At 65.6% G+C, this 21,009-nt stretch carries 21 protein-coding genes; 5 read left to right on the forward strand and 16 right to left on the reverse strand.

Going from position 1 to position 21,009, the window contains the following annotated elements:
• Positions 1-25 precede the first annotated feature (25 nt).
• From AB4Y36_RS07025 to flhD, 11 genes are all read right to left on the reverse strand, one after another.
• Positions 26-1,147: a chemotaxis response regulator protein-glutamate methylesterase gene (locus AB4Y36_RS07025; protein WP_141710660.1), complete on the reverse strand. Its 1,122-nt coding sequence runs from the start codon at positions 1,145-1,147 to the stop codon at positions 26-28.
• The gene (cheD, locus tag AB4Y36_RS07030; RefSeq protein WP_368682624.1) at positions 1,144-1,962 is read right to left on the reverse strand and encodes a chemoreceptor glutamine deamidase CheD; all 819 of its coding nucleotides are present in this window, start codon (positions 1,960-1,962) and stop codon (positions 1,144-1,146) included. Before cheD ends, AB4Y36_RS07025 begins: the two co-directional genes overlap by 4 nt.
• Positions 1,959-2,906 (reverse strand): CheR family methyltransferase, encoded by a 948-nt coding sequence (locus AB4Y36_RS07035; protein WP_069264370.1) that lies wholly within the window; start codon positions 2,904-2,906, stop codon positions 1,959-1,961. Before AB4Y36_RS07035 ends, cheD begins: the two co-directional genes overlap by 4 nt.
• Before the next feature lie 228 nt (positions 2,907-3,134).
• Positions 3,135-4,997 (reverse strand): methyl-accepting chemotaxis protein, encoded by a 1,863-nt coding sequence (locus AB4Y36_RS07040; protein ID WP_368606871.1) that lies wholly within the window; start codon positions 4,995-4,997, stop codon positions 3,135-3,137.
• Positions 4,998-5,186: 189 nt separating this feature from the next.
• The gene (gene cheW / locus AB4Y36_RS07045; RefSeq protein WP_028203349.1) at positions 5,187-5,723 is read right to left on the reverse strand and encodes a chemotaxis protein CheW; all 537 of its coding nucleotides are present in this window, start codon (positions 5,721-5,723) and stop codon (positions 5,187-5,189) included.
• 57 nt (positions 5,724-5,780) lie between these two features.
• Positions 5,781-8,057: a chemotaxis protein CheA gene (cheA, locus tag AB4Y36_RS07050; RefSeq protein ID WP_069264374.1), complete on the reverse strand. Its 2,277-nt coding sequence runs from the start codon at positions 8,055-8,057 to the stop codon at positions 5,781-5,783.
• A 57-nt stretch (positions 8,058-8,114) separates the two neighbouring features.
• Positions 8,115-8,489 carry a response regulator gene (locus tag AB4Y36_RS07055; RefSeq protein WP_069264375.1) on the reverse strand — a complete coding sequence of 125 codons (375 nt, stop codon included), beginning with the start codon at positions 8,487-8,489 and terminating at the stop codon, positions 8,115-8,117.
• A gap of 13 nt (positions 8,490-8,502) precedes the next feature.
• On the reverse strand, positions 8,503-9,579 hold the full coding sequence (gene motB, locus AB4Y36_RS07060; RefSeq protein WP_069264376.1) for a flagellar motor protein MotB: 1,077 nt from the start codon (positions 9,577-9,579) through the stop codon (positions 8,503-8,505).
• Between the two features lie 10 nt (positions 9,580-9,589).
• Complete coding sequence (motA, locus tag AB4Y36_RS07065; RefSeq protein WP_042265911.1) at positions 9,590-10,450, reverse strand: flagellar motor stator protein MotA; 861 nt, start codon at positions 10,448-10,450, stop codon at positions 9,590-9,592.
• Positions 10,451-10,813: 363 nt separating this feature from the next.
• Entirely contained in the window at positions 10,814-11,356 is a 543-nt protein-coding gene (gene flhC / locus AB4Y36_RS07070) for a flagellar transcriptional regulator FlhC (RefSeq protein WP_069264379.1), read from the reverse strand.
• A 106-nt stretch (positions 11,357-11,462) separates the two neighbouring features.
• Positions 11,463-11,780, reverse strand: coding sequence for a flagellar transcriptional regulator FlhD (gene flhD, locus AB4Y36_RS07075; protein WP_069264381.1), 318 nt, complete (start codon positions 11,778-11,780; stop codon positions 11,463-11,465).
• Positions 11,781-12,376: 596 nt separating this feature from the next.
• Between flhD and AB4Y36_RS07080 the strand changes: the two genes are divergently transcribed.
• A complete protein-coding gene (locus tag AB4Y36_RS07080) occupies positions 12,377-13,441 on the forward strand; it encodes a glycosyltransferase family 4 protein (RefSeq protein ID WP_069264383.1) in 1,065 nt (354 codons plus the stop codon).
• 191 nt (positions 13,442-13,632) lie between these two features.
• Here the strand turns inward: AB4Y36_RS07080 and AB4Y36_RS07085 are convergent, their stop codons facing one another.
• Positions 13,633-13,929 (reverse strand): H-NS family nucleoid-associated regulatory protein, encoded by a 297-nt coding sequence (locus AB4Y36_RS07085; RefSeq protein ID WP_028203342.1) that lies wholly within the window; start codon positions 13,927-13,929, stop codon positions 13,633-13,635.
• 300 nt (positions 13,930-14,229) lie between these two features.
• On the opposite strand from AB4Y36_RS07085, the gene aqpZ reads away from it, so the two are divergent.
• A complete protein-coding gene (gene aqpZ / locus AB4Y36_RS07090; RefSeq protein ID WP_368682625.1) occupies positions 14,230-14,976 on the forward strand; it encodes an aquaporin Z in 747 nt (248 codons plus the stop codon).
• Between the two features lie 213 nt (positions 14,977-15,189).
• Positions 15,190-15,906: a histidine phosphatase family protein gene (locus tag AB4Y36_RS07095; protein ID WP_342949200.1), complete on the forward strand. Its 717-nt coding sequence runs from the start codon at positions 15,190-15,192 to the stop codon at positions 15,904-15,906.
• A gap of 67 nt (positions 15,907-15,973) precedes the next feature.
• Here AB4Y36_RS07095 and AB4Y36_RS07100 read toward each other — a convergent pair whose 3' ends face one another.
• Together AB4Y36_RS07100 and AB4Y36_RS07105 are read right to left on the reverse strand one after the other, a co-directional pair.
• Positions 15,974-16,795 carry a Cof-type HAD-IIB family hydrolase gene (locus tag AB4Y36_RS07100; protein ID WP_069264389.1) on the reverse strand — a complete coding sequence of 274 codons (822 nt, stop codon included), beginning with the start codon at positions 16,793-16,795 and terminating at the stop codon, positions 15,974-15,976.
• Positions 16,796-16,888: 93 nt separating this feature from the next.
• A complete protein-coding gene (locus AB4Y36_RS07105; RefSeq protein ID WP_368618538.1) occupies positions 16,889-17,785 on the reverse strand; it encodes a BadF/BadG/BcrA/BcrD ATPase family protein in 897 nt (298 codons plus the stop codon).
• Positions 17,786-17,964: 179 nt separating this feature from the next.
• Here AB4Y36_RS07105 and AB4Y36_RS07110 point away from each other — a divergent pair, with 179 nt between their 5' ends.
• Positions 17,965-18,561 (forward strand): DNA-3-methyladenine glycosylase I, encoded by a 597-nt coding sequence (locus AB4Y36_RS07110; RefSeq protein ID WP_069264392.1) that lies wholly within the window; start codon positions 17,965-17,967, stop codon positions 18,559-18,561.
• 294 nt (positions 18,562-18,855) lie between these two features.
• On the forward strand, positions 18,856-19,314 hold the full coding sequence (locus AB4Y36_RS07115) for a hypothetical protein (RefSeq protein WP_342949198.1): 459 nt from the start codon (positions 18,856-18,858) through the stop codon (positions 19,312-19,314).
• 137 nt (positions 19,315-19,451) lie between these two features.
• On the opposite strand, the gene rpsU is transcribed toward AB4Y36_RS07115, so the two are convergent.
• Positions 19,452-19,664 carry a 30S ribosomal protein S21 gene (gene rpsU, locus AB4Y36_RS07120; RefSeq protein WP_004198205.1) on the reverse strand — a complete coding sequence of 71 codons (213 nt, stop codon included), beginning with the start codon at positions 19,662-19,664 and terminating at the stop codon, positions 19,452-19,454.
• A 383-nt stretch (positions 19,665-20,047) separates the two neighbouring features.
• A complete protein-coding gene (locus AB4Y36_RS07125) occupies positions 20,048-20,989 on the reverse strand; it encodes an aldo/keto reductase (protein WP_368682626.1) in 942 nt (313 codons plus the stop codon).
• Positions 20,990-21,009 lie beyond the last annotated feature (20 nt).

Below are 21,009 nucleotides of genomic sequence, written 5' to 3' on the forward strand. Positions count from 1 at the left end.
ATGATCTCTCTATATCGGCAATTTCTTAGACGCGCTGAACCCTGTCGCCCATCGAGGCGAGTCGGGTCATCACGCGCCGGCTCATGTCGGAGAGCGAGGCGATCTCGTCGGCGCCACCCATGGCGATGGCTTCGCGCGGCATGCCGAACACGATGCAGCTCGCCTCGTCCTGCGCGAGCGTGTACGCACCGGCCTGGCGCATTTCGAGCAGCCCGGCTGCGCCGTCGCGGCCCATGCCCGTGAGAATCACGCCGATGGCGTTCTTGCCCGCGTGCAGCGCCGCCGAGCGAAACAGCACGTCGACCGACGGACGGTGCCGGTTGACCGGCGGGTCGTCGGACAGATGCGCGATGTAGTTCGCGCCACTGCGTGCGAGCAAGAGGTGTGCGTGGCCCGGCGCGATGTAGGCGTGGCCGGGCAGCACCCGTTCGCCGTGCTCCGCTTCCTTGACGGTGATGCGGCACAGCCCGTTCAGGCGCTGTGCGAACGACTTCGTGAAACCGGGCGGCATGTGCTGCGCGATCAGCACCGCGGGCGCGTCGGGCGGCAGCGGTTGCAGCACTTCGCGGATCGCCTCGGTGCCGCCCGTCGACGCGCCGACGATCACGAGCTTTTCGGTCGAGACGAGCGGGTTGTTGATCATCGGCGCCGGGCCCGCGGGGTGCGCAGCGGCGTGGCCGTGCGCGTGCGCTGCCGCGCCCGCCGATGCGGCGGCGGGCGCATGGTGCGCACGCACGCGGGCGCGCGCGGCGGCGCGCACCTTGTCGGCGAGCTTTTCCGAGTATTCGAGCATGCCGTCGCGAATGCCGACCTTCGGCTTCGTCACGAAGTCGACGGCGCCCAGTTCGAGCGCGCGCAGCGTGATTTCGTTGCCGCGCTCGGTGAGCGACGACACCATCACGACCGGCATGGGCCGCAGACGCATCAACTTCTCGAGGAAGTCGAGGCCGTCCATGCGCGGCATTTCCACGTCGAGCGTGAGCACGTCGGGGTTGTGTTGCTTGATCAGCTCGCGCGCGACGAGCGGATCGGGCGCGGTGGCGACGACCGTCATATCGGGCTGACTGTTGATGATTTCCGTCATCAAACTGCGGATCAGCGCCGAATCGTCGACGCAGAGAACCTTGATTTTTTGCACAGCGTTCACGCCTCCTCTACTGTCCTGGCGTTGTCTTGACCGGATGCGCGCAGCGCGGACGACACGCTCGAGCCGAACAGCTCGATGCGAGGGCGCGCGCCCTGCGGCTGGGATTGGGAAATCTGGGGCGCATGAGCTGCCGAGTTTGCTGCCGGCGACGTGGCGCCCGGGCCGGCACGCCCGGCGCCGCCGACGCCGAACAGCTCGACGCGCGCCCGCGCCCGCGCGAGCCGTTCGGCGCGCGCTTCGGCGGTTTGCGCGGCGAGCTGCTGTTCGCGCTCGGCCACGCTCGTGTCCTGCGAGAGACGCAGCTTTTTGACCATCACCTGGCCCGTGCGCGGCAGGAACGCCACCTTGCGCGGATGCGAGCCTTGCAGGTCCTCGGCCACGATGCGGATGTTCTCGGTCGCGAGATAGCGGCGCACGAACACGGCGTTGCGGTCGCCGATGTTCATCGTCGTCATGCCCGCGAGCACCGCCGCGCCGCCGAACACCTTGGCCTCGAAACGCTCACGGCGGCCACCCGCCTTGATCAGCTCGTTGATGAGCACTTCCATCGCGTAGGCGCCGTAGCGCATGGCGTCGGAGGCGCCGGTGAGGGCGTGGGCGGAGTCCGCGCCGTCGTCGGGGAGCATGAAGTGGTTCATGCCGCCAATGCCGGCGGTGCGGTCCTGAATGCAGGCCGCCACGCACGAGCCGAGCACGGTGACGAGCACCATGTCCTCGCCCGTCGTGTAGAACTCGTTGGGCAGCAGCTTGACGCCGGGGCGCTGGAAATGCGCGTCGAAATAGCGGTTCGTCGCGATCGGAAGGCGGGCGCTCATGCGGGCACTCCGAGCGCGTCGTTCGCGCGGCGCGGCGCGGCACTGGCAGCGGCGCCGCGCGTGAGTTCGTACACCGTCTGGCCGCGCAGACGGAACGCCTGCGTGACGTAGGTGAAGTTCTCCGAGTGGCCCGCGAACAGCAGGCCGTCCGGCTTCATGAGCGGCTCGAAGCGCGTGAGCACCTGTGCCTGGGTCGGCTTGTCGAAATAGATCATCACGTTGCGGCAGAAGATCGCGTCGAACGTCGTGCGCAAGCCGTAGTCCGCGTCGGTGAGATTGAGCTGCTCGAACTTGACCATCGCGCGCAGCTCCGGGCGCACTTTCACGAGTCCCGAGTGCGAGCCGGTGCCCTTGAAGAAGAAGCGCTTCAGACGCTCCGGCGACAGATGCTTCACCTGGTCGAACGAGTAGACGCCCGCGTCGGCCTTGGCGAGCACCTGGGTGTCGAGGTCGGTGGCGAGCACGCGCGCCTCGCGTGCGGCGCGGTCGCCGAGCGCTTCGACGAGCGTCATCGCGATCGAGTACGGTTCTTCGCCCGTGGAAGCCGCCGAACACCACACCGAAACCGGCTGCGCACCTGCCACCCCCGCCCTGCGCTTCACGAAATCCGCGAGGATCGGGAAGTGATGCGCCTCGCGGAAAAACGCGGTGAGGTTCGTGGTGAGCGCGTTCGTGAACGCTTCCCACTCGGTCGCGTCGTTGCGCGCTTCGAGCTGGTCGAGGTACTCGCGAAAACTGTCGAGGCCGAGCGTACGCAGGCGCCGCGCAAGGCGGCTGTATGCCATGTCACGCTTGTGGTCCGAGAGCGAGATGCCCGCGCGGCGGTGAATGAGCGCGCGAATGCGCTCGAAGTCCGCCGAGGTGAAATCGAAATCGCGGTTGCTCTCCACGCCCGAACCGCCCGTCTCGCCGGCGTCCTGGCGTGTATTTCGCAGCGCTTTCATGCTGATGCTCCTTCGCATTGCGCGCCGCCCACTGCATGGGATACCGCGGCGCAGGACTGCTGCGCGCCGCGCCTGCCCGGTTGCAATGCGTGCGGCGCATGGGCGGCCTGCGCAGCACGCGTGGGCCGTGGGGCCCGGCGCGGCAGGTCTTGCCGTTGTGTAGCGCTCATGTGCATTGCAGTTGCTCGTCGTGTTCAGTACTTCACTACTCTTCCATGCCGCGTTCGATCAGAACGTTTCCCAGTCCGAATCGTCCGAGGCGGATGCTGCCGTGCTCACGTACGTCTCGCCGCGCGCAGGCGCGGCCGGTTTCGCTGCAGGCTTTGCCACCGCCTTGTTTGCCGGTTGCGCAGCGGGCTTTGTCGCAGGCTTCGCGGTGTCCGCCGGTGCCGCCGACGTTGCGACCGACGCCGACGACGACGTTGCCGCCGCGGGCTTCGCCCCCGCCGCAGCCGAAGACGGCGTCGCGCGTTTCGCGGCAACCGGCGCGGCCGGCGTGACGCGAGCCGGACCTGCACCCACGCTGCGCGCCGACGTGCCGCCCGTCGTCCACGTGCCGAGCACGTTCTGCAGTTGGCGCGTCTGCTCTTCGAGCGACGCGGCCGCAGCGGCCGCCTGCTCCACCAGCGCCGCGTTCTGCTGCGTGACGGTGTCCATCTGCGTGACGGCGCGGTTGACCTGCTCGATGCCGCCCGACTGCTCCTCGGACGCCGCGCTGATCTCACCCATGATGTCGGTCACGCGACGCACGGCCTGAAGGATTTCTTCCATCGTCGCGCCTGCGCGGCCCACGAGCTGCGAGCCGCTTTGCACTTTCTCGGCCGAGTCGTTGATGAGTTCCTTGATTTCCTTCGCCGCGCTGGCGCTGCGCTGCGCGAGGCTGCGCACTTCGCCGGCCACCACGGCGAAGCCGCGGCCCTGCTCGCCCGCGCGCGCCGCTTCCACGGCCGCGTTGAGCGCAAGAATGTTGGTCTGGAACGCGATGCCTTCGATCACGCTGATGATGTCCACGACCTTCGCCGAACTCGCCGCGATGCCCTGCATCGTGTTCACGACTTCACCCACCACCTCGCCGCCGCGCGTCGCGATGTCGGAGGCGTTGACGGCCAGCTGGCTCGCCTGACGCGCGTTCTCCGCGTTCTGGCGCACGGTGCCGGTGAGCTGCTCCATGCTCGACGCCGTTTCCTGCAGCGAAGCGGCCTGCTGCTCGGTGCGCTGCGAGAGATCGGTGTTGCCCATGGCGATCTCGCGCGCGCCCACGTCGATCGAGCTTGCGCCCGTATGCACCGCGCTCACGAGCGTGACGAGGCTTTCCTGCATGCGCTTGATGCCGCTGAAAAGACGCCCGATCTCGTTGTCGCTGTAGACCGTGACCGGCTGCGTGAGATCGCCGTGGGCGATGCGCTCGAAGCACGTCACTGCGTCCTCGAGCGGCTGCACGATGAGGCCGCGCATGGCGAAGCGGATCACCACGACGAGCACGAGCGCCACGGCGATCGCCGCGCCAATCGCGATGCGCATGACGGCGATCTTGTCGTGCGCGCCAGCCTCGCGAGCCTGCGCGCTTTGTTCCAGGGCCTGCGCGAGCGGACCGGCGACGTTGTCGTAATCGACGAACATCGGGCTGATCTTCGTGTCGGCGATGGCGTGATAGGCCGGTTGATCGTTTGCGCGCAGGGCCGCGAATTCGGGCTGCACGCCGTCTTGCATGAGCGTGGCGCGCTTTGCCGCGAGCGCGTCGAGCGCGGCGGCGTCGAGACCGCCCTTCGGCGCGTTCTGGAACGCTTGCCAGGCTTCGTTGGATTTGCCGAGCAATTCCTGGGCGCGATCGATCACCTTCTTCGCATCGTCGGCCTGGCCTGCTGCCGTGAGCGCGCTGGCGCGGTCGATCGCGACACGCGTGCGCAGCAGATACGACGACGCGTCGTTCAGCGCATGCATCGCCACGAGATCGCCTCGCACGATTTCGGTGAACGCATCGCTCGCACGCCCGAGCGCGACGAGCCCGAGTGTGCCGACCAGCACGGTCAGCGCAACCAGAATGACCCCGACGCCCGTGAGCGTCGTGCGGATCGACCATCTTTGCAGCATCTCGTTTGCTCCTGTCCTGTACGAATCGGGGCGGGCTGTCCGGTCAAGCGCGGCCGGCATAGGCACGGCGACGCCCGGGCCCCTGCACGAAGCGCGCGCGAAAACGAAGGCGGCTTGCCGCTCTTTGGCGGCGGCTTTCCGCTCTCTCTCACGCTGGCCTCGCGGCCCCCCGGTTTAAATCTCGGCGCGTTAGACCAGCGCCTCGATCAGAGCCATTTCGCGGCTCGTCATCAGTTTTTCGATGTCCATCAGGATCAGCATGCGGCCTTCCACAGTGCCGAGGCCCGTGAGGTACTCGGTCGTGAGCGTCGCGCCGAATTCGGGCGCCGGCATGATCTGCTCCATCTGCAGCGTGAGCACGTCCGAGACGCCGTCCACCACCATGCCGACCACGCGATGCGCGACGTTCAGGATGATGACGACCGTCTGGTGGTCGTACTCGACGCGGCCCAGATGGAACTTGATGCGCATGTCGACGATCGGCACGATGATGCCGCGCAGGTTGATCACGCCCTTGATGAAGTCGGGCGCGTTCGCGATGCGCGTCACGCTGTCGTAGCCGCGGATTTCCTGCACCTTCAGGATGTCGATGCCGTACTCTTCCGCGCCGAGGGTGAAGACGAGGAATTCCTGGCCGCCTGCGTCGGCCTGCAGCGCGTCGCGGCGTTGCGCGCCGGCAATCGCGCCGTGTGCGCCGTTGCCTTGAATCGATTGGACTTCTGCCACGTTAGCCCCTGAACGGTTGGGAGATGATGGGTTGAGTGCGTCCGGACTTCATCGCGATTACGCGAATTCGGCGAACGCACCCGAATTTGCGCTGGCGCTTACGCCATGCGTGGCGCGCGTCTCGCGATTGAGCGCGGCCACGTCGACGATCAGCGCGACGCTGCCGTCGCCGAGAATGGTCGCCGCCGAAATGCCGTGCACCTTGCGGTAGTTCGTTTCCAGGTTCTTCACCACGACCTGTTGCTGGCCGACCAGTTCGTCGATCAGCATGGCGAAGCGACGACCTTCGGTTTCCATGATCGTGACGATGCCCTGCGTCGGGTCCGTGCGCGCGCCTTCGACGTTGAACGCCTGATGCAGCGCCACGAGCGGGAGATACTCGCCGCGCACGCGCACCACGCGGTCGCCGTTGGTGACCGTGTAGATGTCTTCGTGGCGCGGCTGCAGCGACTCCATCACGAAGTTCAGCGGCAGGATGAAGATCTCGCTGCCCACCTTCACCGACATGCCGTCGAGAATCGCCAGTGTGAGCGGCAGCACGATGCGCGTGGTGCTGCCCTTGCCCGCGTGCGAGGTGATTTCCACGTGGCCGCCCATCGCCTGGATGTTGCGCTTGACCACGTCCATGCCCACGCCGCGGCCCGAAACGTCCGTCACCTGCTCGGCGGTCGAGAAGCCGGGCAGGAAGATGAGGTTCCAGACCTCGTCGTCGGACATGCTGTCGCTCACCTGCATGCCCTGCTTGATCGCCTTGGCGAGAATCTTGTCGCGGCGCAGGCCCGCGCCGTCGTCGCTCACCTCGATCACGATGTTGCCGCCGTGGTGCGCGGCGGACAGCACGAGCTGGCCCGTGGCGTCCTTGCCCGCGGCGCGGCGCGCTTCCACGGTTTCGATGCCGTGGTCGAGCGAGTTGCGCACGAGGTGGGTGAGCGGGTCGATGATGCGCTCGATCAGGCTCTTGTCGAGTTCGGTCGCCTGACCGAAGGTGACAAGCTCGACTTCCTTTCCGAGCTTCGCCGCGAGATCGCGCACGAGACGCGGGAAGCGGCTGAAGACGTAATCCATCGGCATCATGCGGATCGACATCACCGCTTCCTGCAGATCGCGCGCGTTGCGCTCGAGCTGCGCCATGCCGTTGTAGAGGCGGTCGTGCAGCGCCGGGTCGAACGTGCTGGTGGTTTCCGCGAGCATGGCCTGCGTGATGACGAGTTCGCCCACGAGGTTGATCAGCTGGTCGACCTTTTCGACGCCCACGCGAATCGAACTGCCTTCCGCCGATGCGGCGGCGGCGGCCGGTCGCGCCTTGCGCTCGCCTTCGGCTTGCGCGGGCGCCGGGGCGCTCGCGGGCGGGCGCGGCATGTCTTGTTCGGCATGCGCGGCGGGCGGCGGGGCCGGGATCACGGCGCTCGCAGCAGGGGCCGCAGCCATCGGTGCCGCGGGAGGCGCGGCCGGTGTTGCCGCGGGCGCGGCGGCGGGTGCGGCCGCAGCCGGTTGCGCGTCGCCCTGCGGCGCGGCGCCACGGCCGATCGAAATCTGTTTCTCGTCGATCACGAAGCAGCACACCGCGATGATGTCGTCGGAGGTCACATCGGTTTCGAGCCACAGCGTGAGGTCGTCGCCGGTCTTCACCTGGCCGAGAATGCGGCCGAGGTTGCCGAGCTCTTCGACGAGCAGCTCCTGGTCCTTCGCGTCGACGGCACGCAGCGTGACGCGCAGGTGCGGACCTTCCACCGCAGCGTCGGCGCCGGCTGCGGGCGCCGACGCTGCCGCATCGATCGCCTCGCTCACGACGTGCTCGGGCGCGCCCGAACCTGCCGAGGCCAGCGTGCTGTGCATTTCGAAAGCGGCTTCGAGATCTTCTTCCGAATCGCCGGCGCTCGCCTGCGCAGCCGGTGCGGGCGCGGGGGCCGGCGCCGGTGCGGGTTCAGGCGCGGGTACGCCGCGGCTTTCCGCGTAGAGGCGCTCGAGCTTCGTGCGCACGGCGGCCGCTGCCTGCGCATCGGGCTCGGCGCTCGCGCGGTAGGCGCCGAGCTGGTCGGAAAGCACGTCCTTCGTTTCGAGGAACGTGTCGATCATGTCCTTGCGCAGCACGAGCTCGTTGTTGCGAGCGCGGTCGAGCAGCGATTCGAGAATGTGGGTCGTCTCGGTCAAGGCCGTGAAGCCGAACGTCGCCGCGCCACCCTTGATCGAGTGCGCCGCGCGGAAGATCGCCGCCAGATCCTCGGGATCCGGGCGACCGACGTTCAGGTTCAGGAGAAGCTGCTCCATCTGAGCGAGCAGCTCGTCCGCCTCGTCGAAAAACGTCTGATAGAACTGAGTGATGTCGAGAGTCATTGCTCTTTCACCGCGTTAATTGCCTGGGGGGTGCCTGGTCGCTCGCCGCGCGGCACCTCAAGGGTGGGCCTCGCCGAGTGCGCTCGCCAGATCGACGAGCAACTCGGGGTCCACCGGTTTTTCGATCCAGCCGGTCGCGCCTGCGTCGCGTACGGCTGCCTTGAAGCCTTCGTCCGATTCCGTGGTCAACACGAGGATGGGCGTTTCGAAGTACGAAGGATTCGCCCTCAACTGCTTGATCAGGTCGAGCCCGCCCATGCGCGGCATGTAAAGGTCGGTAAGCACGAGATCGAAGCGCTGGGCGAGCGCATGCTCGAGCCCTTCTTCGCCGTCGCTCGCCACCGTCACCTCGTAGCCTGCCGAGCCGAGCGCCGCCTGCAGGATCTCCCGCATGGACACCGAATCGTCGATCGCCAGAATGTTCCTGATCATCCGTTCCTCGTTGTCATTGCGCTGCCGGCGCGACGGCCGGGGCGACCGCCGGCCCCACCGGCGCCACCGTGGTCGCCACCTTCGGCGCGATCGCGACCGGCGCCGGCGCCGCCCGGCCCATGCCGGCGTCCGGCGTGAGCGCGGGCAGGCTCTTGCCCGAACCCGCTGCGTCGTCGGAGAGCGTGGTAGTGGTCGAGTCGTCGTGCATGAGCGCGTCCTCGGACTTCTTGTTCAATACGATGATGCTGATGCGGCGGTTCTCCGGGTCGAGCGGATCGGCCTTGTTCAGGTTCTGCGTGGAAGCGAGACCGAGCACGCGCAACACCTTCGATTCGTCCATGCCGCCCGCGATCAGCTCGCGGCGCGATGCGTTCGCGCGGTCGGCGGAAAGCTCCCAGTTGCTATAGCCCTTGTCGCCGCCGGCGTAGGGCACGGCGTCGGTGTGGCCCTGCACGACGATGCGGTTGGGCACGTCGTTGAGCGTCTTGCCGATCGCCTGCAGGATGTCGCGCATGTACGGCTCGACCACGTCGCGCGCGGTGGCGAACATCGGGCGCTTCTGCGAGTCGACGATCTCGATGCGCAGGCCCTGCAGCGTGGAGTCGATGCGGATCTGCTGCTTGAACTGGCGCAGCACCGGGTTCGCCTCGATCGCCGCCATCAGCTTTACTTGCAGGTCGTGCAGGCGCACCTGCTCCTTGCGTTCGAGCGAGCCTTCAAGCTGCTTCGTGGCGTCGTCGTCGTTGTGCTTCGACTGGTTGCGCTCCGAGCGCTCGGTCGCGCCGTCGCTGCGGCGCGTGACGCCCTGGTCCTGCGACGAGATGTCACGGCCGCCGCCCTTCAGAATGCTCGAGTCTTCCGCGCTGCGGTCGCCGCCCCAGAGCGTGATCTTCATCGGCTGGTTGAAGTAGTCGGCGATGCCCTTCAACTGCACCGTCGAAGCCGACGAAAGCAGCCACATCAGCAGGAAGAACGCCATCATCGCGGTCATGAAGTCCGCGTAGGCGAGCTTCCACGCGCCGCCATGATGGCCGGCCTTCTTCGGCGCGGCGCGCTTGACGACGATTGCGCGGTCCTTGTTGTTGCTCATGGGCCGTCCCTTACTTCGCCTTCACGCGGCGCACGTGCTCTTCGAGTTCCGTGAACGACGGACGCTCGGTCGAGAACAGCACCTTGCGGCCGAACTCCACGGCAATCGCCGGCGCGTAGCCGTTCAGGCTCGCGAGGATCGTGACCTTGATGCACTGGAACATCTTGGTCGACTCGGTCACGCGCTGCTCCGCGAGGCTCGAGAGCGGGCCGATCAGGCCGTACGAAAGCAGAATGCCGAGGAAGGTGCCGACCAGCGCCTGGGCGATCATCTCGCCGAGCACTGCGGGCGGCTTGTCGGCGGACGCCATGGTATGAACCACGCCCATCACCGCCGCGACGATACCGAACGCCGGCATCGCGTCGCCCACCTTCGCGAGCGCGTGGGCAGGCGCCTCGCCTTCGGCGTGGTGCGTTTCGATTTCCTCGTCCATGAGGCTTTCGATCTCGAAGGCGTTCATGTTGCCGCCCACCATGAGACGCAGGTAGTCGGTGAGGAATTCGACGATGTGGTGGTCGGCCAGGATCTTCGGATACTGCGTGAAGATCGGGCTCTTCTGCGGATCGTCGATATCCGCTTCGAGCGTGAGCGTGCCTTCCTTTCGCGCCTTCGCGAGCAGGACATAGAGCAGCGCGAGCAGCTCCATGTACACGTCCTTGTTGTATTTGGCGCCCTTGAACAGCGTGGGAAGCACGCGCAAGGTGGCCTTGATGGTCTTGATGCCGTTGCCGAGGATGAACGCGCCGACGCCAGCACCACCGATCATGAGCAGTTCCATCGGCTGCATGAGTGCGGCGAGATGGCCGCCCTCGAGTGCGTAGCCGCCGAAGACGCAAAGGATCGTCAAGAGGGTTCCAACGATAATCAGCACTGCCGGGTCCTCACTAGAAATGCGCCGCGAACCGCCGTCGGCCCGCGCCCTTAGCTGGGTTTACGGCAACGGCGCGAAAAACTTTGGGTTTGAATGGGCGCGGATCGCAAGCCGGCCGGGCGTCTGCCGTCTGCTCGACGTCGACATGCCGGATGAATCTGGGGCCGGTTCGCAAAGCCGCGCGGGAAGGGATTGCAATTCGTGTCTATGACTGCGTGTGACGATGCGGCGTGCTTGCGGCACGCGCCTTCCGGCGAAGCCGCAGGGGCCTCTGCGCCGGGACGGGCCGGGTTTATCCGGAGTCCCGGCCTGCATGGAGTGCGGCAAACCGCATCGATCAGGGACAAGCGGCGTTGATCTGCCTCAAGCGGCGATCTGCGACGCAAGCGCGTTGCGCCGTGTGCGCCCCGCCCGCGAGGGCGGCTGGCACAGCCCGCAGACGAAGCCACGCTGCGGGTCGTGCGCGTGAGCGACGTAGCGGCCGCCGCAACGGCTGCATGGCGTCATCTGCAGGAGGCCCGAGGTGAAATAGCGCACGAGCGTCCAGGCGCGCGTGAGGCTCAGCGCGGGCGTTTCGTCATGCAGCCGCAGGTGCTCGAGATAGAGCCGGTAGCTCTTCACGATCGCGTGGATCGGCTCGCAGCGCGCGTGGCGGCTCATGAACATGAACGTGTTGTAGAACAGCGAGGAATGGACGTTGGGCTGCCAGGTCATGAACCAGTCGGTCGAAAACGGCAGCATGCCCTTGGGCGGCGACTCGCCCTTCACTTCCTTGTAAAGCCGGATGAGCCGGTCGCGCGAGAGCGAGGTCTCCGCTTCGAGCAGTTGCAAACGCGCGCCCAGTTCGATCAGCTCGATTGCGAGCGCGATCTCTTTTACCTCCTGCACCACACTCTTTGTCGCCATAGACACCCGTTGGAAGCCGCAATGGAATGCGCCTGGCCCCTGCCGCCGTTCGCGGGCAGCAAGGGTGCAATGCGCCGCAGCGCGCTGCGGCGCTGGGCGAAGCGGTTCAGCCGATCTGTTCGACGTCCTGGCCCGCCATGATGATCGCCGAGTGCGTCAGCGCGGTTTTGCCCTTGTCGGCAAGCGCGCTCAGGATGGCGTGGTCGTCGAACCGGAAGCGGCAAAGCAGCTGGTTCGATGCGGCAAGGCGTACGGTCTGCGCGAAAGTGAGATTAGCGAGCACCTCGGCAGACTGCTCGGAGATGCCCATACGGAACATGCCCGTCGGCTTGTCCTCGCGCAAAAGACGTTGCGCGAGCAACAGATACGACAGGTTCACTTCCTTGATCTCATTGAGCATGTCGCTGTGCGTCGTCGCGCTCATGGATTCCCCCGAATCAAATCGCGGCGGCTGGTCAGACCGCCCGCGGAAAACGTTTGCTCGCCCAGATACGACTCAAGTGCATCCGAACGGCCTGTTTATGGTCGTGGGTCCATTGTGGCTGGGGCGGGAACAAATGGAAATCGGACGGATGCCGCGACGCGTTGCGAGAAAAAGTTTCGCAAACGTGTAGGAATTTTTCTGACAAAGAGGCGGGAGCAGCGGCGGGAGGCGGGGCGCGTCATGTCGTGCGCATAGGCCGCGGATTTATCGGTTGATTATAGGCTTTTTCATGGATGCGTCACGCGTGCGTGCTATTCGCTGCGCGCGTGTCAGTCGCGCCCTGCCTTTTGACCCTTGTTCCGGCGCAGCGGGCACGCGGCTTGCGCAATGCGCGCCCAAGCCGCGTCACGCTTTGCAATGGCCTCTTACACCTGCTGTATCCCGCTGTAACAACTTTAAGCGTTTGCAAAACCGCGTGTGTCGGGCCGCGAAATGGCCATAATCGGTCTCAGGGATAACCCGATACCGTTGTACCGCCGCAGTGCCGCATCACAGAGTTCGTTGCACACGCGGCTTTTTTGCCAGGAGATCGAACAATGCGAATCGCACAAATTGCGCCACTTTATGAAGCCGTTCCGCCCAAGCTTTATGGCGGCACCGAGCGCGTCGTGTCCTACCTGACCGAAGCGCTGGTCGACCTCGGCCACGACGTGACGCTGTTCGCCAGCGGCGATTCGGTCACCTCGGCAAACCTCGAAGCCGCCTGGCCGCGCGCACTGCGTCTGGACCCCACGATCCGCGACGCGCTGGCGCCGCACATGGTGCTGCTCGAGCGCGTGCGCCGCGTCGCGCACGAATTCGACGTGCTGCACTTCCACCTCGACTATCTGCCGTTCCCGCTTTTCACGACCATGGACACGCCGTTCGTGACGACGCTCCACGGCCGCCTCGACCTGCCGGAGCTGCAACCGGTATTCGAGCAGTTCCCGAACGCACCGGTCATCTCGATTTCGGACTCGCAGCGCCAGCCGTTGCCGCAGGCCGCGTGGCAGAACACGATCTATCACGGACTGCCAAAGAACCTGCTCACGCCGCAAGCTGACCGCAAGCCCGAGTACCTGGCGTTCCTCGGCCGGATCTGCCCGGAGAAGCGTGTGGACACGGCGATCAAGATCGCCGCGCTCTCCGGCCTGCCGCTGAAGATCGCCGCCAAGGTCGACAAGGTCGACCAGGACTACTTCAAGACCGAGATCGAGCCGCTGCTTTCGCAGGCCCACGTGGAGTTCGTCGGCGAGATCAACGAAGAGCAGAAGCCCGCGTTCCTTTCGGGTGCGAAAGCGCTGCTGTTCCCGATCGACTGGTCCGAGCCGTTCGGCCTAGTGATGATCGAGGCGATGGCCTGCGGCACGCCGGTGATCGCCTTCAATCGCGGTTCGGTGCCGGAAGTGATCGACCCGGGCGTGACGGGCTATGTCGTCGAGGACGTGCAAGGCGCCGTGGCCGCGCTCCAGAGTATCGATTCGCTTTCGCGCGTGGCGATTCGCAACCAGTTCGAACACCGCTTTACGTCGCACATCATGGCCGGCAATTATGTCGACACTTATACAGCGCTGATCGAAGCCGCACAGCGTCCGGTACTGCGTCGCGTCGCCGCCGGTTGAGTGCGAAGCATTCCAGATTTCGCGATAAATCCAGACGAATGCGCGACGTGAATCGTTTGCGAGTCGCTGAATAGCGCCATTACGCGTTGATTACAGAAGACTCACAAAAAAGAGCCGCATGAAACATGCGGCTCTTTTTGCATTTTCGGCTACGCCGCTATGACGGCCGGGCTGTTCCCCGGCGGCATGCGTCAGGCGATCAGGTAGCGTTCGCGGTTCTTGCCCGCGATCCACTTGGGCGGCTTGCCGCGGCCGCTCCAGGTCGCGCCGGACTTGGGGTCCTGATAGCGCGCGGGCAGCGGCGCCTTTTTCGGCGGACGCCCGCGGCGCGCGGCCTCGGCAAAGCCCAGGTCCTGGGCGGAAAGGCCGTATTCGGCGATCTTTTCCCGGATCGTGGCGATGACGTCCGCGATCTCCGTGCGCCGCGCCTCTTCGGCCTGAGCCTGGAGTTTTGCGATCTGCGCCTTGATCTCTGTATATTGCGACATTTCTATTCCCCCTTCATTGCTCTTGAAACCTGCTCTTGAAACCGGCTCGATCGGAGATTAGACGTAAATAACGGAATTAGCAATCGCTATTAATACTGCCTTTTTACGCTATTCTTCAATTTAACGATCGACCGGCTCCAGCGCAATTGCGTACACATCGATCGTAATAATTCGATCAATTACGTCGAAATTGACAATCCTTGACAGCATCGAAAAGGGCGACTGCCTAGAATCTGGCATTTCCCGGTGCCGGTGCTTTACGCGGCCCCTTCAAAAATCGACTTTTCGAGGTGTCACGCAATGCACTTATCCAGGCGGCTCATCGCCGAACTGATCGGCACTTTCTGGCTCGTTCTGGGCGGCTGCGGCAGCGCGGTGCTCGCGGCCAACTTCGCCGGGCCGGTTCACGGACTCGGGATCGGGTTCGTGGGCGTGTCGCTCGCCTTTGGCCTGACCGTGCTCACCATGGCCTACGCCATCGGCCACATTTCCGGCTGCCATCTGAATCCCGCCGTGAGCGTGGGCCTGACCGTGGCGGGCCGCTTCCCGGCGCGCGACCTCGTGCCCTATATCGCCGCGCAGGTGGTGGGCGCGGTGATCGGCGCTTTCGTGCTTGCGCTCATCGCAACGGGCAAGCCCGGCTTCGACCTCGTCGCGAGCGGCTTCGCGACCAACGGTTACGGCGAGCAGTCGCCGGGACACTACGCCATGGGCGCCGCGTTCGTGTGCGAAGCGGTCATGACCGCGGTCCTCCTGTTCGTCATTCTCGGCGCAACCGACAAGCGCGCACCCGCAGGCTTCGCGCCGATCGCCATCGGCCTGTGCCTCACGCTGATTCATCTGATCTCGATTCCCGTCACCAATACCTCGGTGAATCCGGCACGCTCGACCGGCCCCGCGCTGTTCGTGGGCGGCGAGGCGATCTCGCAGCTGTGGCTGTTCTGGGTCGCGCCGATCGTCGGCGCAGTGATCGCAGGCATCGTGTACCCGGCGGTGGCGGGGCGGGGCGAAGCGGTGGCGGCGGTCGGCGCGCGCGAGACGGCTTGACGGCCTCTGACGCGCGCTGACACGTCCGCGCGGCCCGAGCCGCGCCGCATTGCGACACGTTCTCCGTGCAGTTGCAAACGGGCGCTTCGGCGCCCGTTTGTCTTGCTGAGCGCGGGGCGCTCCGGGTGCGCTGCTGGCCGGGCCCGTGACGGCTGCGCTGCTAGAATCGGGCGACCTTCCCATTGTCTTGCGACCTGGAGCATCACGCCCAGCATGAAGCGCTCACGCCCCCGGCCAGGCCGGATCGCCTCGACGCTCGCCGCCGCGCTGAGCGCACTGCTATGCGCCTGCGCGCCGCTGCCACACGCCAACGGAGCCGCTAACGCCGGCGAGACAGCGCAGACGAATGCGAGCAGCGCGCCAGCCGCGCGCAACGTCGAAACGCTCATCTTCGTGAGGCACGGTGAAAAGCCGCCAGAGGGATTCGGCCAGCTTAACTGCAAGGGGCTGAACCGAGCGCTTGCGCTGCCGGCCGTGATCGCGGCCAAGTACGGCAAGCCCGATGCGATCTACGCGCCCGACCCCGGCGAGCAAAAGGAGGACAACGGCCACGCCTACAACTACGTGCGCCCGCTCGCGACGATCGAGCCGACCGCGATCCAGTTCGGCATGCCGGTCCAGACGCCGTATGGCTATTCGAAGATCGACGCGCTGCAAAGCGCACTCGTCGATCCGCAGTGGCGCGGCCGCACCGTGCTCGTTGCATGGGAGCATCGGGAAATCGAGACGCTCGTACGCCGCGTCGTCACCGCGCACGGCGGCAGCGCGAACGACGTACCGCGCTGGGAGAGCGCGGACTTCGACAGCATTTACGTGGTGCGTATCGACTGGAGCGGCGGCGCCGCGCGCGCGCGTTTCTCGCACGAGCGCGAAGGGCTCGACGGTCGCGCGGACGACTGCCCGTGCGCGCAACTGCCCGCCGCGCAGTAATCGTCCCGCGGTTACCGTTCGAATGGAATCGAGGTGGTGGCGGCGCTAGCGACCGCGCCCGCGTGAATTACGACGCGAGTTCGTCGTTGAGCGCGAACAGCTTGCGAAGATGATGCGCGACACCGGCTTCGAAGTTGTTGCCGATGCGCGGCACCCGAGGCAGCCGCTTGATGAGATCGGGATTGGCGTTGTTCATCATGAACGGATGACCCGCCGTTTCGAGCAGGTCGATATCGTTCATGTTGTCGCCGAACGCGACGCAACCCGCGGCGTCCACGCCGAGCCGGTCGAGTACGACGCGCAGCGCGCGGCCCTTCGAAACGCCGGCCACCATCACTTCGAGACAATCGGGCAGGGAATAGGTGACGTAGAGCGCGTCGCCGAACTCGCGCGCGAGATTCTGCGCGACGTGCGCGAGATCTGCCGGATCGCCGATATAGAGCGCCTTGGCGATGCCTGCGCCCGCGTAATCGCGCAGATCCGCCACGCGGTACTCGAAGCCCGAGTCCTGGTGATACGCGAGCAGTTCGGGCGCGTCGCGGTCGATGAGCCAGGCGTCGTCGGTATAGATGCTCACGATCACGCGGCCGTGCTCGCCCACGGTGTCGGCGGCGACCAGACGCTCGACCATGGGCGCGCTCAGATTGCTCGCGTGGATCAGCGTGTCGTCGGGTGCGTGCACGCGCGCGCCGTTCGCGGTGATGAGATATGGCCGGATGCCGAGCACGTCGCGAATACCGGCCACGTCGCAATAGTGGCGGCCGGTCGCGATTACGAACGGCAGCCCCTGCGCATCGAGCGCGCCCAGCGTGGCAACCGTGAACGGATCGACCTGATGGTCGCTATTGAGCAGCGTTCCGTCGAGATCGGTTGCAATGACCTTGTACATGGTGATCAGACAGCTAGCGGGAAACGTTGAATCGTAGCATCTGCGGCACGGCTATGCCCTTGACCTACGTTCGCGCCCTTTCTCACTTGCCGCTCAATTGTCCGCAGCAGCGCGCGCCAGCCGCTGGGCCTCCATCTGCGCGAGGCGAAGCGCGCCGGACGTGGAATCGGCGAGCGGCGCGCGCAGGCGATCGCGCACCGCTTGCGGCACCCACTCGCGCAGCGGTTGCCCAAGGCCGCCCGAGAGCGCCGCCGGCAGTTCGCCCGAAGGATCGAGCGCGGTGATGAGTTTCGCGATTTCCACGCCGGCTTCGGCGAGCAGCTTAGCGACGAACGGATGTTCGCGATGCGCGAGGACGACCGGTGCGAGGCTGGCGTAAGCCGTCTGGTTGGCCGCGCACTGCCATACGATGAGACTGTCGCGATCGGTGGCCCGCGCGTGTGCGAGGAGGGCCCGTGCGAAGTCGTCCATGGGCACGCGTGCATCGAGCGCCTGCTGCGCCCAGACGATCGCGCGCAGGCCGAACCACGCGCCACTCGCTTCGTCGCCCGAGGGAAAGCCGAAACCGCCCGCAATGCGGCACTGACCGTCCTCACCGAGCACCGCTGCGATGCTGCCCGTGCCGAGGGCGACCACCACGCCCGGCGCGCCGCCGTGCGCGCCCAGCAGTGTCGTGTAGGCGTCGCTTTCCACCGCGAGTCCGGCCACGGGAGGGGCGGCAGCGAGAAACGGCGCCAGCCAGTCGGGGTTGTTCACGCCCGCGAGCCCGCAGCCAAGCACGCATTGCGACCAGTCGAACGCAAGCCCCGCGTGCGCAAACGCCGCGCGGCAGCCCTCCTCGATCGATTGCCAGGCCCGCGCGATACCGAGCCCGAGCCCCGACGGCCCCGCAGCCGCGCGCGCGAGTTCGACGCCGTTCGCGTCGCCAAGCGCGATGCGCGTGCCCGTGCCGCCGCCGTCCACGCCAATCAACCAGGTGTATTTCTGCATGGTGTCCGCCGCGCCTCGCGCGCCTGTGAGTCCGGTTCGAAAGCCAAAATTCTTGTCGTGCCGCAGAGACTAACGGCTTCCCCGGGTTCGCACAATCGGCCATCCGGCCAGGGTGGCGGCGCTGCACCGATCCGCTATGCTTGCGTGGCTCGAACGATGTCTCGCAAGGAGAACTTACCGTGACACACCGCTGCAACTGGGTATCGGCCGGCGCGTCGCCGCAGTATGTGCAATACCACGACGAGGAGTGGGGCGTGCCGTCGCGGGACGACCAGCATCTGTTCGAAATGATCGTGCTCGAAGGCGCGCAGGCAGGGCTCTCGTGGTCCACGATACTCAACAAGCGCGAAGGCTATCGCCGCGCCTTCGCCGACTTCGACATCGAGAAGGTTGCGCGCTTTACGCCCAAACACGTCGAAACGCTCATGCAGGACGCCTCGATCGTGCGCAACCGGGCCAAGATCGAGGCCGCCATCGCCAACGCCCGCGCCGTGCAGCAAATCCAGACGGAGCACGGCTCGCTCGCGAAGTTTGTCTGGTCGTTCGTGAACGACACGCCCATCCAGAACGACCTTGCCTCGTATCGCGACGCACCAGCGTCTACCGAAGTCTCGGACGCCCTTAGCAAGGCGCTCAAAAAATACGGCTGCAAATTCGTTGGTACGACGATCTGCTACGCGTTCATGCAGGCTGTCGGCATGGTCAACGACCATGAGCGCGACTGCATGTGCCGCAAGGCCTGCGCTGCGCTTGGCAAAAAGAAGCGCCGCGCCTGAGCGCAGTGACACTTGCGCGACTCGGGTAACTCCCGAGCGAGGCAGGACGCGCCTTGCAAGCCCTCGTCCCGCATGGCTTTGTGGCACGCCGGTGCAATTGCGCCCGGCACTGGCCAACCCAATTTTTGATCGCTACGGTGCGCCACCCCACGGTTTTCCGCTGGCGTGCCGTTATAACGGGAAGTGAATGCAGACGCGTCAGGGGAACAGTGAGTGATGTCGGCTGGAAGGCCGGCGGCGCCGCATTAGAAGGGAATTAACCTGTGCCCGGCAGCTGGGCAACAGGGGGTTGAAATGAAAAACGTCCACTTCCTGAGTCATCAGGAAATCTTCGACCGCGCGGTGGCCCATCTCTTTGGCCAGGGGCGCGCGGCACTTCTCCCACGCGGAGGCGGCGCCTACCGGGGCGGTGGCTGTGGCGGCGGCTCCGGCAGCGCGCACAGCTATGGCGGTTGCCCGGTCGGCAGCTTCATCCGGCCACGCGACTATATGAGCGCCATGGAAGGCATACCCGTGCGCTACCTCGGCCGTGAGACGAACGACGTGCCGCTCTATATGGATGTGGGCGTCGCCGCGCTGAAGAAGGCGCTGCTGCGCGCCCATATCAACATATACGACCCCGCCACGATCACTCTGCTGAGTTGCCTGCAGAACGTGCACGACGTGTTTGGCGTGTGGGAATGGCGCGAACGCCTTTGTTCGATTGCCGCGCAGTTCGGCTTGTCGCCCGCGCAGCTGAAGAACGCTGCCTGAAATCGGCCGGCACGCGCAACACGCGCTGCGCATCGGCGCGGAGTTTCTAAGCGCAAATACGCACAAACGCAAACGGCGGCGCAGCTTCTTGCGAAGCATGCGCCGCCGTCTGGCGGAACACCGAAAAGCGAAAAAGCTTAGTGGAGCTTCTTCGGCAGCATCTGGCTGCGCAGGCGCTTGTGCAGGCGCTTAACAGCAGCTGCCTTCTTGCGCTTGCGAACTGCCGTCGGCTTTTCGTAAGCTTGACGCTCACGCAGCTCGGCGATCAGGCCGTTCTTTTCGATTGCACGGCGGAAGCGGCGAATCGCCACTTCGAACGGCTCGTTTTCCTTCAGAAGAATCGTCGTCATGTATTTCCTAACTCAAATCGCTTAATACGGTTCAAAGGCGCGAGCGTCAAAGCCGCTCACGCGCCGGCCCTCCGGTCGTTCGCCACGCTGGGGCCGAACGAGAGGCAAGGCGGCCACGGAGGCCGGAAAAGAGAAGTAGGGGGTTCACAGCGGAACGCGATCAGGTCGACCTTGCTGCAACACACCTGACCGCCGGTTTGCGGCCGCCAACAGTAACGAACACGGCAACAAAACAGGCAAAGATCTCAATTCACTCCCAATGATATCAGGAAAAGATCCGCCTGACCAGGGTTTCTTGAGTCTACTCAGGGACTTGCGCGGCTTGCCGCGGCCGCCGCGCCCCCCCCCTGTCGATTAGGACACCTGGGTTAATGCCTTTGCCGTCAGGCGCTCGCGTCGTTGAGCGCCTGGATGTCGGCCGGATCGAGCTTCAGCCGTACCGCTGCTGCAAGGCTCTCCAGCTGATCCAGCGAGGTCGCGCTCGCGATCGGCGCGGTAATGCTCGGGCGCGCGATCAGCCACGCCAGCGCAACTGCCGCGAGCGTGCTGCCGTGACGCTCGGCCACATAGTCGAGCGCCGCGAGGATCCGGATGCCGCGGTGGCCGAGGTACTTTTCGACGCGCGAGCCGCGCGTGCTCTTCGCGAGATCCTCGCGCGAACGGTACTTGCCCGAGAGAAAGCCGCTCGCGAGGCTGTAATAGGGCACGACCGCGAGCTTCTGCGCCATGGCCACCGGTTCGAGATCGGCCTCGTAATGGGCGCGGTCGTACAGGTTGTATTCGGGCTGAATGATCTGGTACGCGGGCAGGCCGGATTTCGTCGCAACCGCGAGCGCCTCCTCGACGCGCGCGCCCGTGTAGTTCGACGCGCCGATCACCCGCACCTTGCCGGCCTCGATCAGCCGTTGGTACGCACCGAGCGTTTCCTCGAGCGGGACTTTCTGGTCGTCCTCGTGCGAGAAGTACACGTCGATGTAGTCAGTCTGCAGACGACGCAGCGAATCCTCCACGGCAGCCGCGATGTTGGCGGCGGAAAGTCCCGGGCGGCGTGCATCTTTTGCGACTTTCGTTGCGATCACCACCTTGTCGCGCTTGCCGCTTTTGGCGATCCACTTGCCGATGATCGTCTCCGACTCGCCGCCCTGGTTGCCGGGCACCCACGCGGAATACACATCGGCGGTGTCGATGAAGTTGAGGCCGGCGTCGGTGAAGGCGTCGAGGATCGAGAACGAGGTGGCTTCGTCTGCGGTCCACCCGAAGACGTTGCCGCCGAACATGAGCGGGGCGACCTGCAACGAGGAAGTGCCGATCCTGCGTAGTTCCATGGGGCCTCCAGAAGAAAGGG

Source organism: Paraburkholderia sp. BR10936 (assembly GCF_040965735.1).
GTDB lineage: Bacteria > Pseudomonadota > Gammaproteobacteria > Burkholderiales > Burkholderiaceae > Paraburkholderia > Paraburkholderia nodosa_A.

What these genes read in the sequence shown, in the direction of transcription:
- cheD (WP_368682624.1), bottom strand. Translation starts at nt 1,962, where the DNA reads ATGAGCGCCCGCCTTCCGATCGCGACGAACCGCTATTTCGACGCGCAT.
- AB4Y36_RS07035 (WP_069264370.1), bottom strand. Translation starts at nt 2,906, where the DNA reads ATGAAAGCGCTGCGAAATACACGCCAGGACGCCGGCGAGACGGGCGGT.
- AB4Y36_RS07040 (WP_368606871.1), bottom strand. Translation starts at nt 4,997, where the DNA reads ATGCTGCAAAGATGGTCGATCCGCACGACGCTCACGGGCGTCGGGGTC.
- cheA (WP_069264374.1), bottom strand. Translation starts at nt 8,057, where the DNA reads ATGACTCTCGACATCACTCAGTTCTATCAGACGTTTTTCGACGAGGCG.
- AB4Y36_RS07055 (WP_069264375.1), bottom strand. Translation starts at nt 8,489, where the DNA reads ATGATCAGGAACATTCTGGCGATCGACGATTCGGTGTCCATGCGGGAG.
- motB (WP_069264376.1), bottom strand. Translation starts at nt 9,579, where the DNA reads ATGAGCAACAACAAGGACCGCGCAATCGTCGTCAAGCGCGCCGCGCCG.
- flhC (WP_069264379.1), bottom strand. Translation starts at nt 11,356, where the DNA reads ATGGCGACAAAGAGTGTGGTGCAGGAGGTAAAAGAGATCGCGCTCGCA.
- flhD (WP_069264381.1), bottom strand. Translation starts at nt 11,780, where the DNA reads ATGAGCGCGACGACGCACAGCGACATGCTCAATGAGATCAAGGAAGTG.
- AB4Y36_RS07080 (WP_069264383.1), top strand. Translation starts at nt 12,377, where the DNA reads ATGCGAATCGCACAAATTGCGCCACTTTATGAAGCCGTTCCGCCCAAG.
- AB4Y36_RS07085 (WP_028203342.1), bottom strand. Translation starts at nt 13,929, where the DNA reads ATGTCGCAATATACAGAGATCAAGGCGCAGATCGCAAAACTCCAGGCT.
- aqpZ (WP_368682625.1), top strand. Translation starts at nt 14,230, where the DNA reads ATGCACTTATCCAGGCGGCTCATCGCCGAACTGATCGGCACTTTCTGG.
- AB4Y36_RS07095 (WP_342949200.1), top strand. Translation starts at nt 15,190, where the DNA reads ATGAAGCGCTCACGCCCCCGGCCAGGCCGGATCGCCTCGACGCTCGCC.
- AB4Y36_RS07100 (WP_069264389.1), bottom strand. Translation starts at nt 16,795, where the DNA reads ATGTACAAGGTCATTGCAACCGATCTCGACGGAACGCTGCTCAATAGC.
- AB4Y36_RS07105 (WP_368618538.1), bottom strand. Translation starts at nt 17,785, where the DNA reads ATGCAGAAATACACCTGGTTGATTGGCGTGGACGGCGGCGGCACGGGC.
- AB4Y36_RS07115 (WP_342949198.1), top strand. Translation starts at nt 18,856, where the DNA reads ATGAAAAACGTCCACTTCCTGAGTCATCAGGAAATCTTCGACCGCGCG.
- rpsU (WP_004198205.1), bottom strand. Translation starts at nt 19,664, where the DNA reads ATGACGACGATTCTTCTGAAGGAAAACGAGCCGTTCGAAGTGGCGATT.
- AB4Y36_RS07125 (WP_368682626.1), bottom strand. Translation starts at nt 20,989, where the DNA reads ATGGAACTACGCAGGATCGGCACTTCCTCGTTGCAGGTCGCCCCGCTC.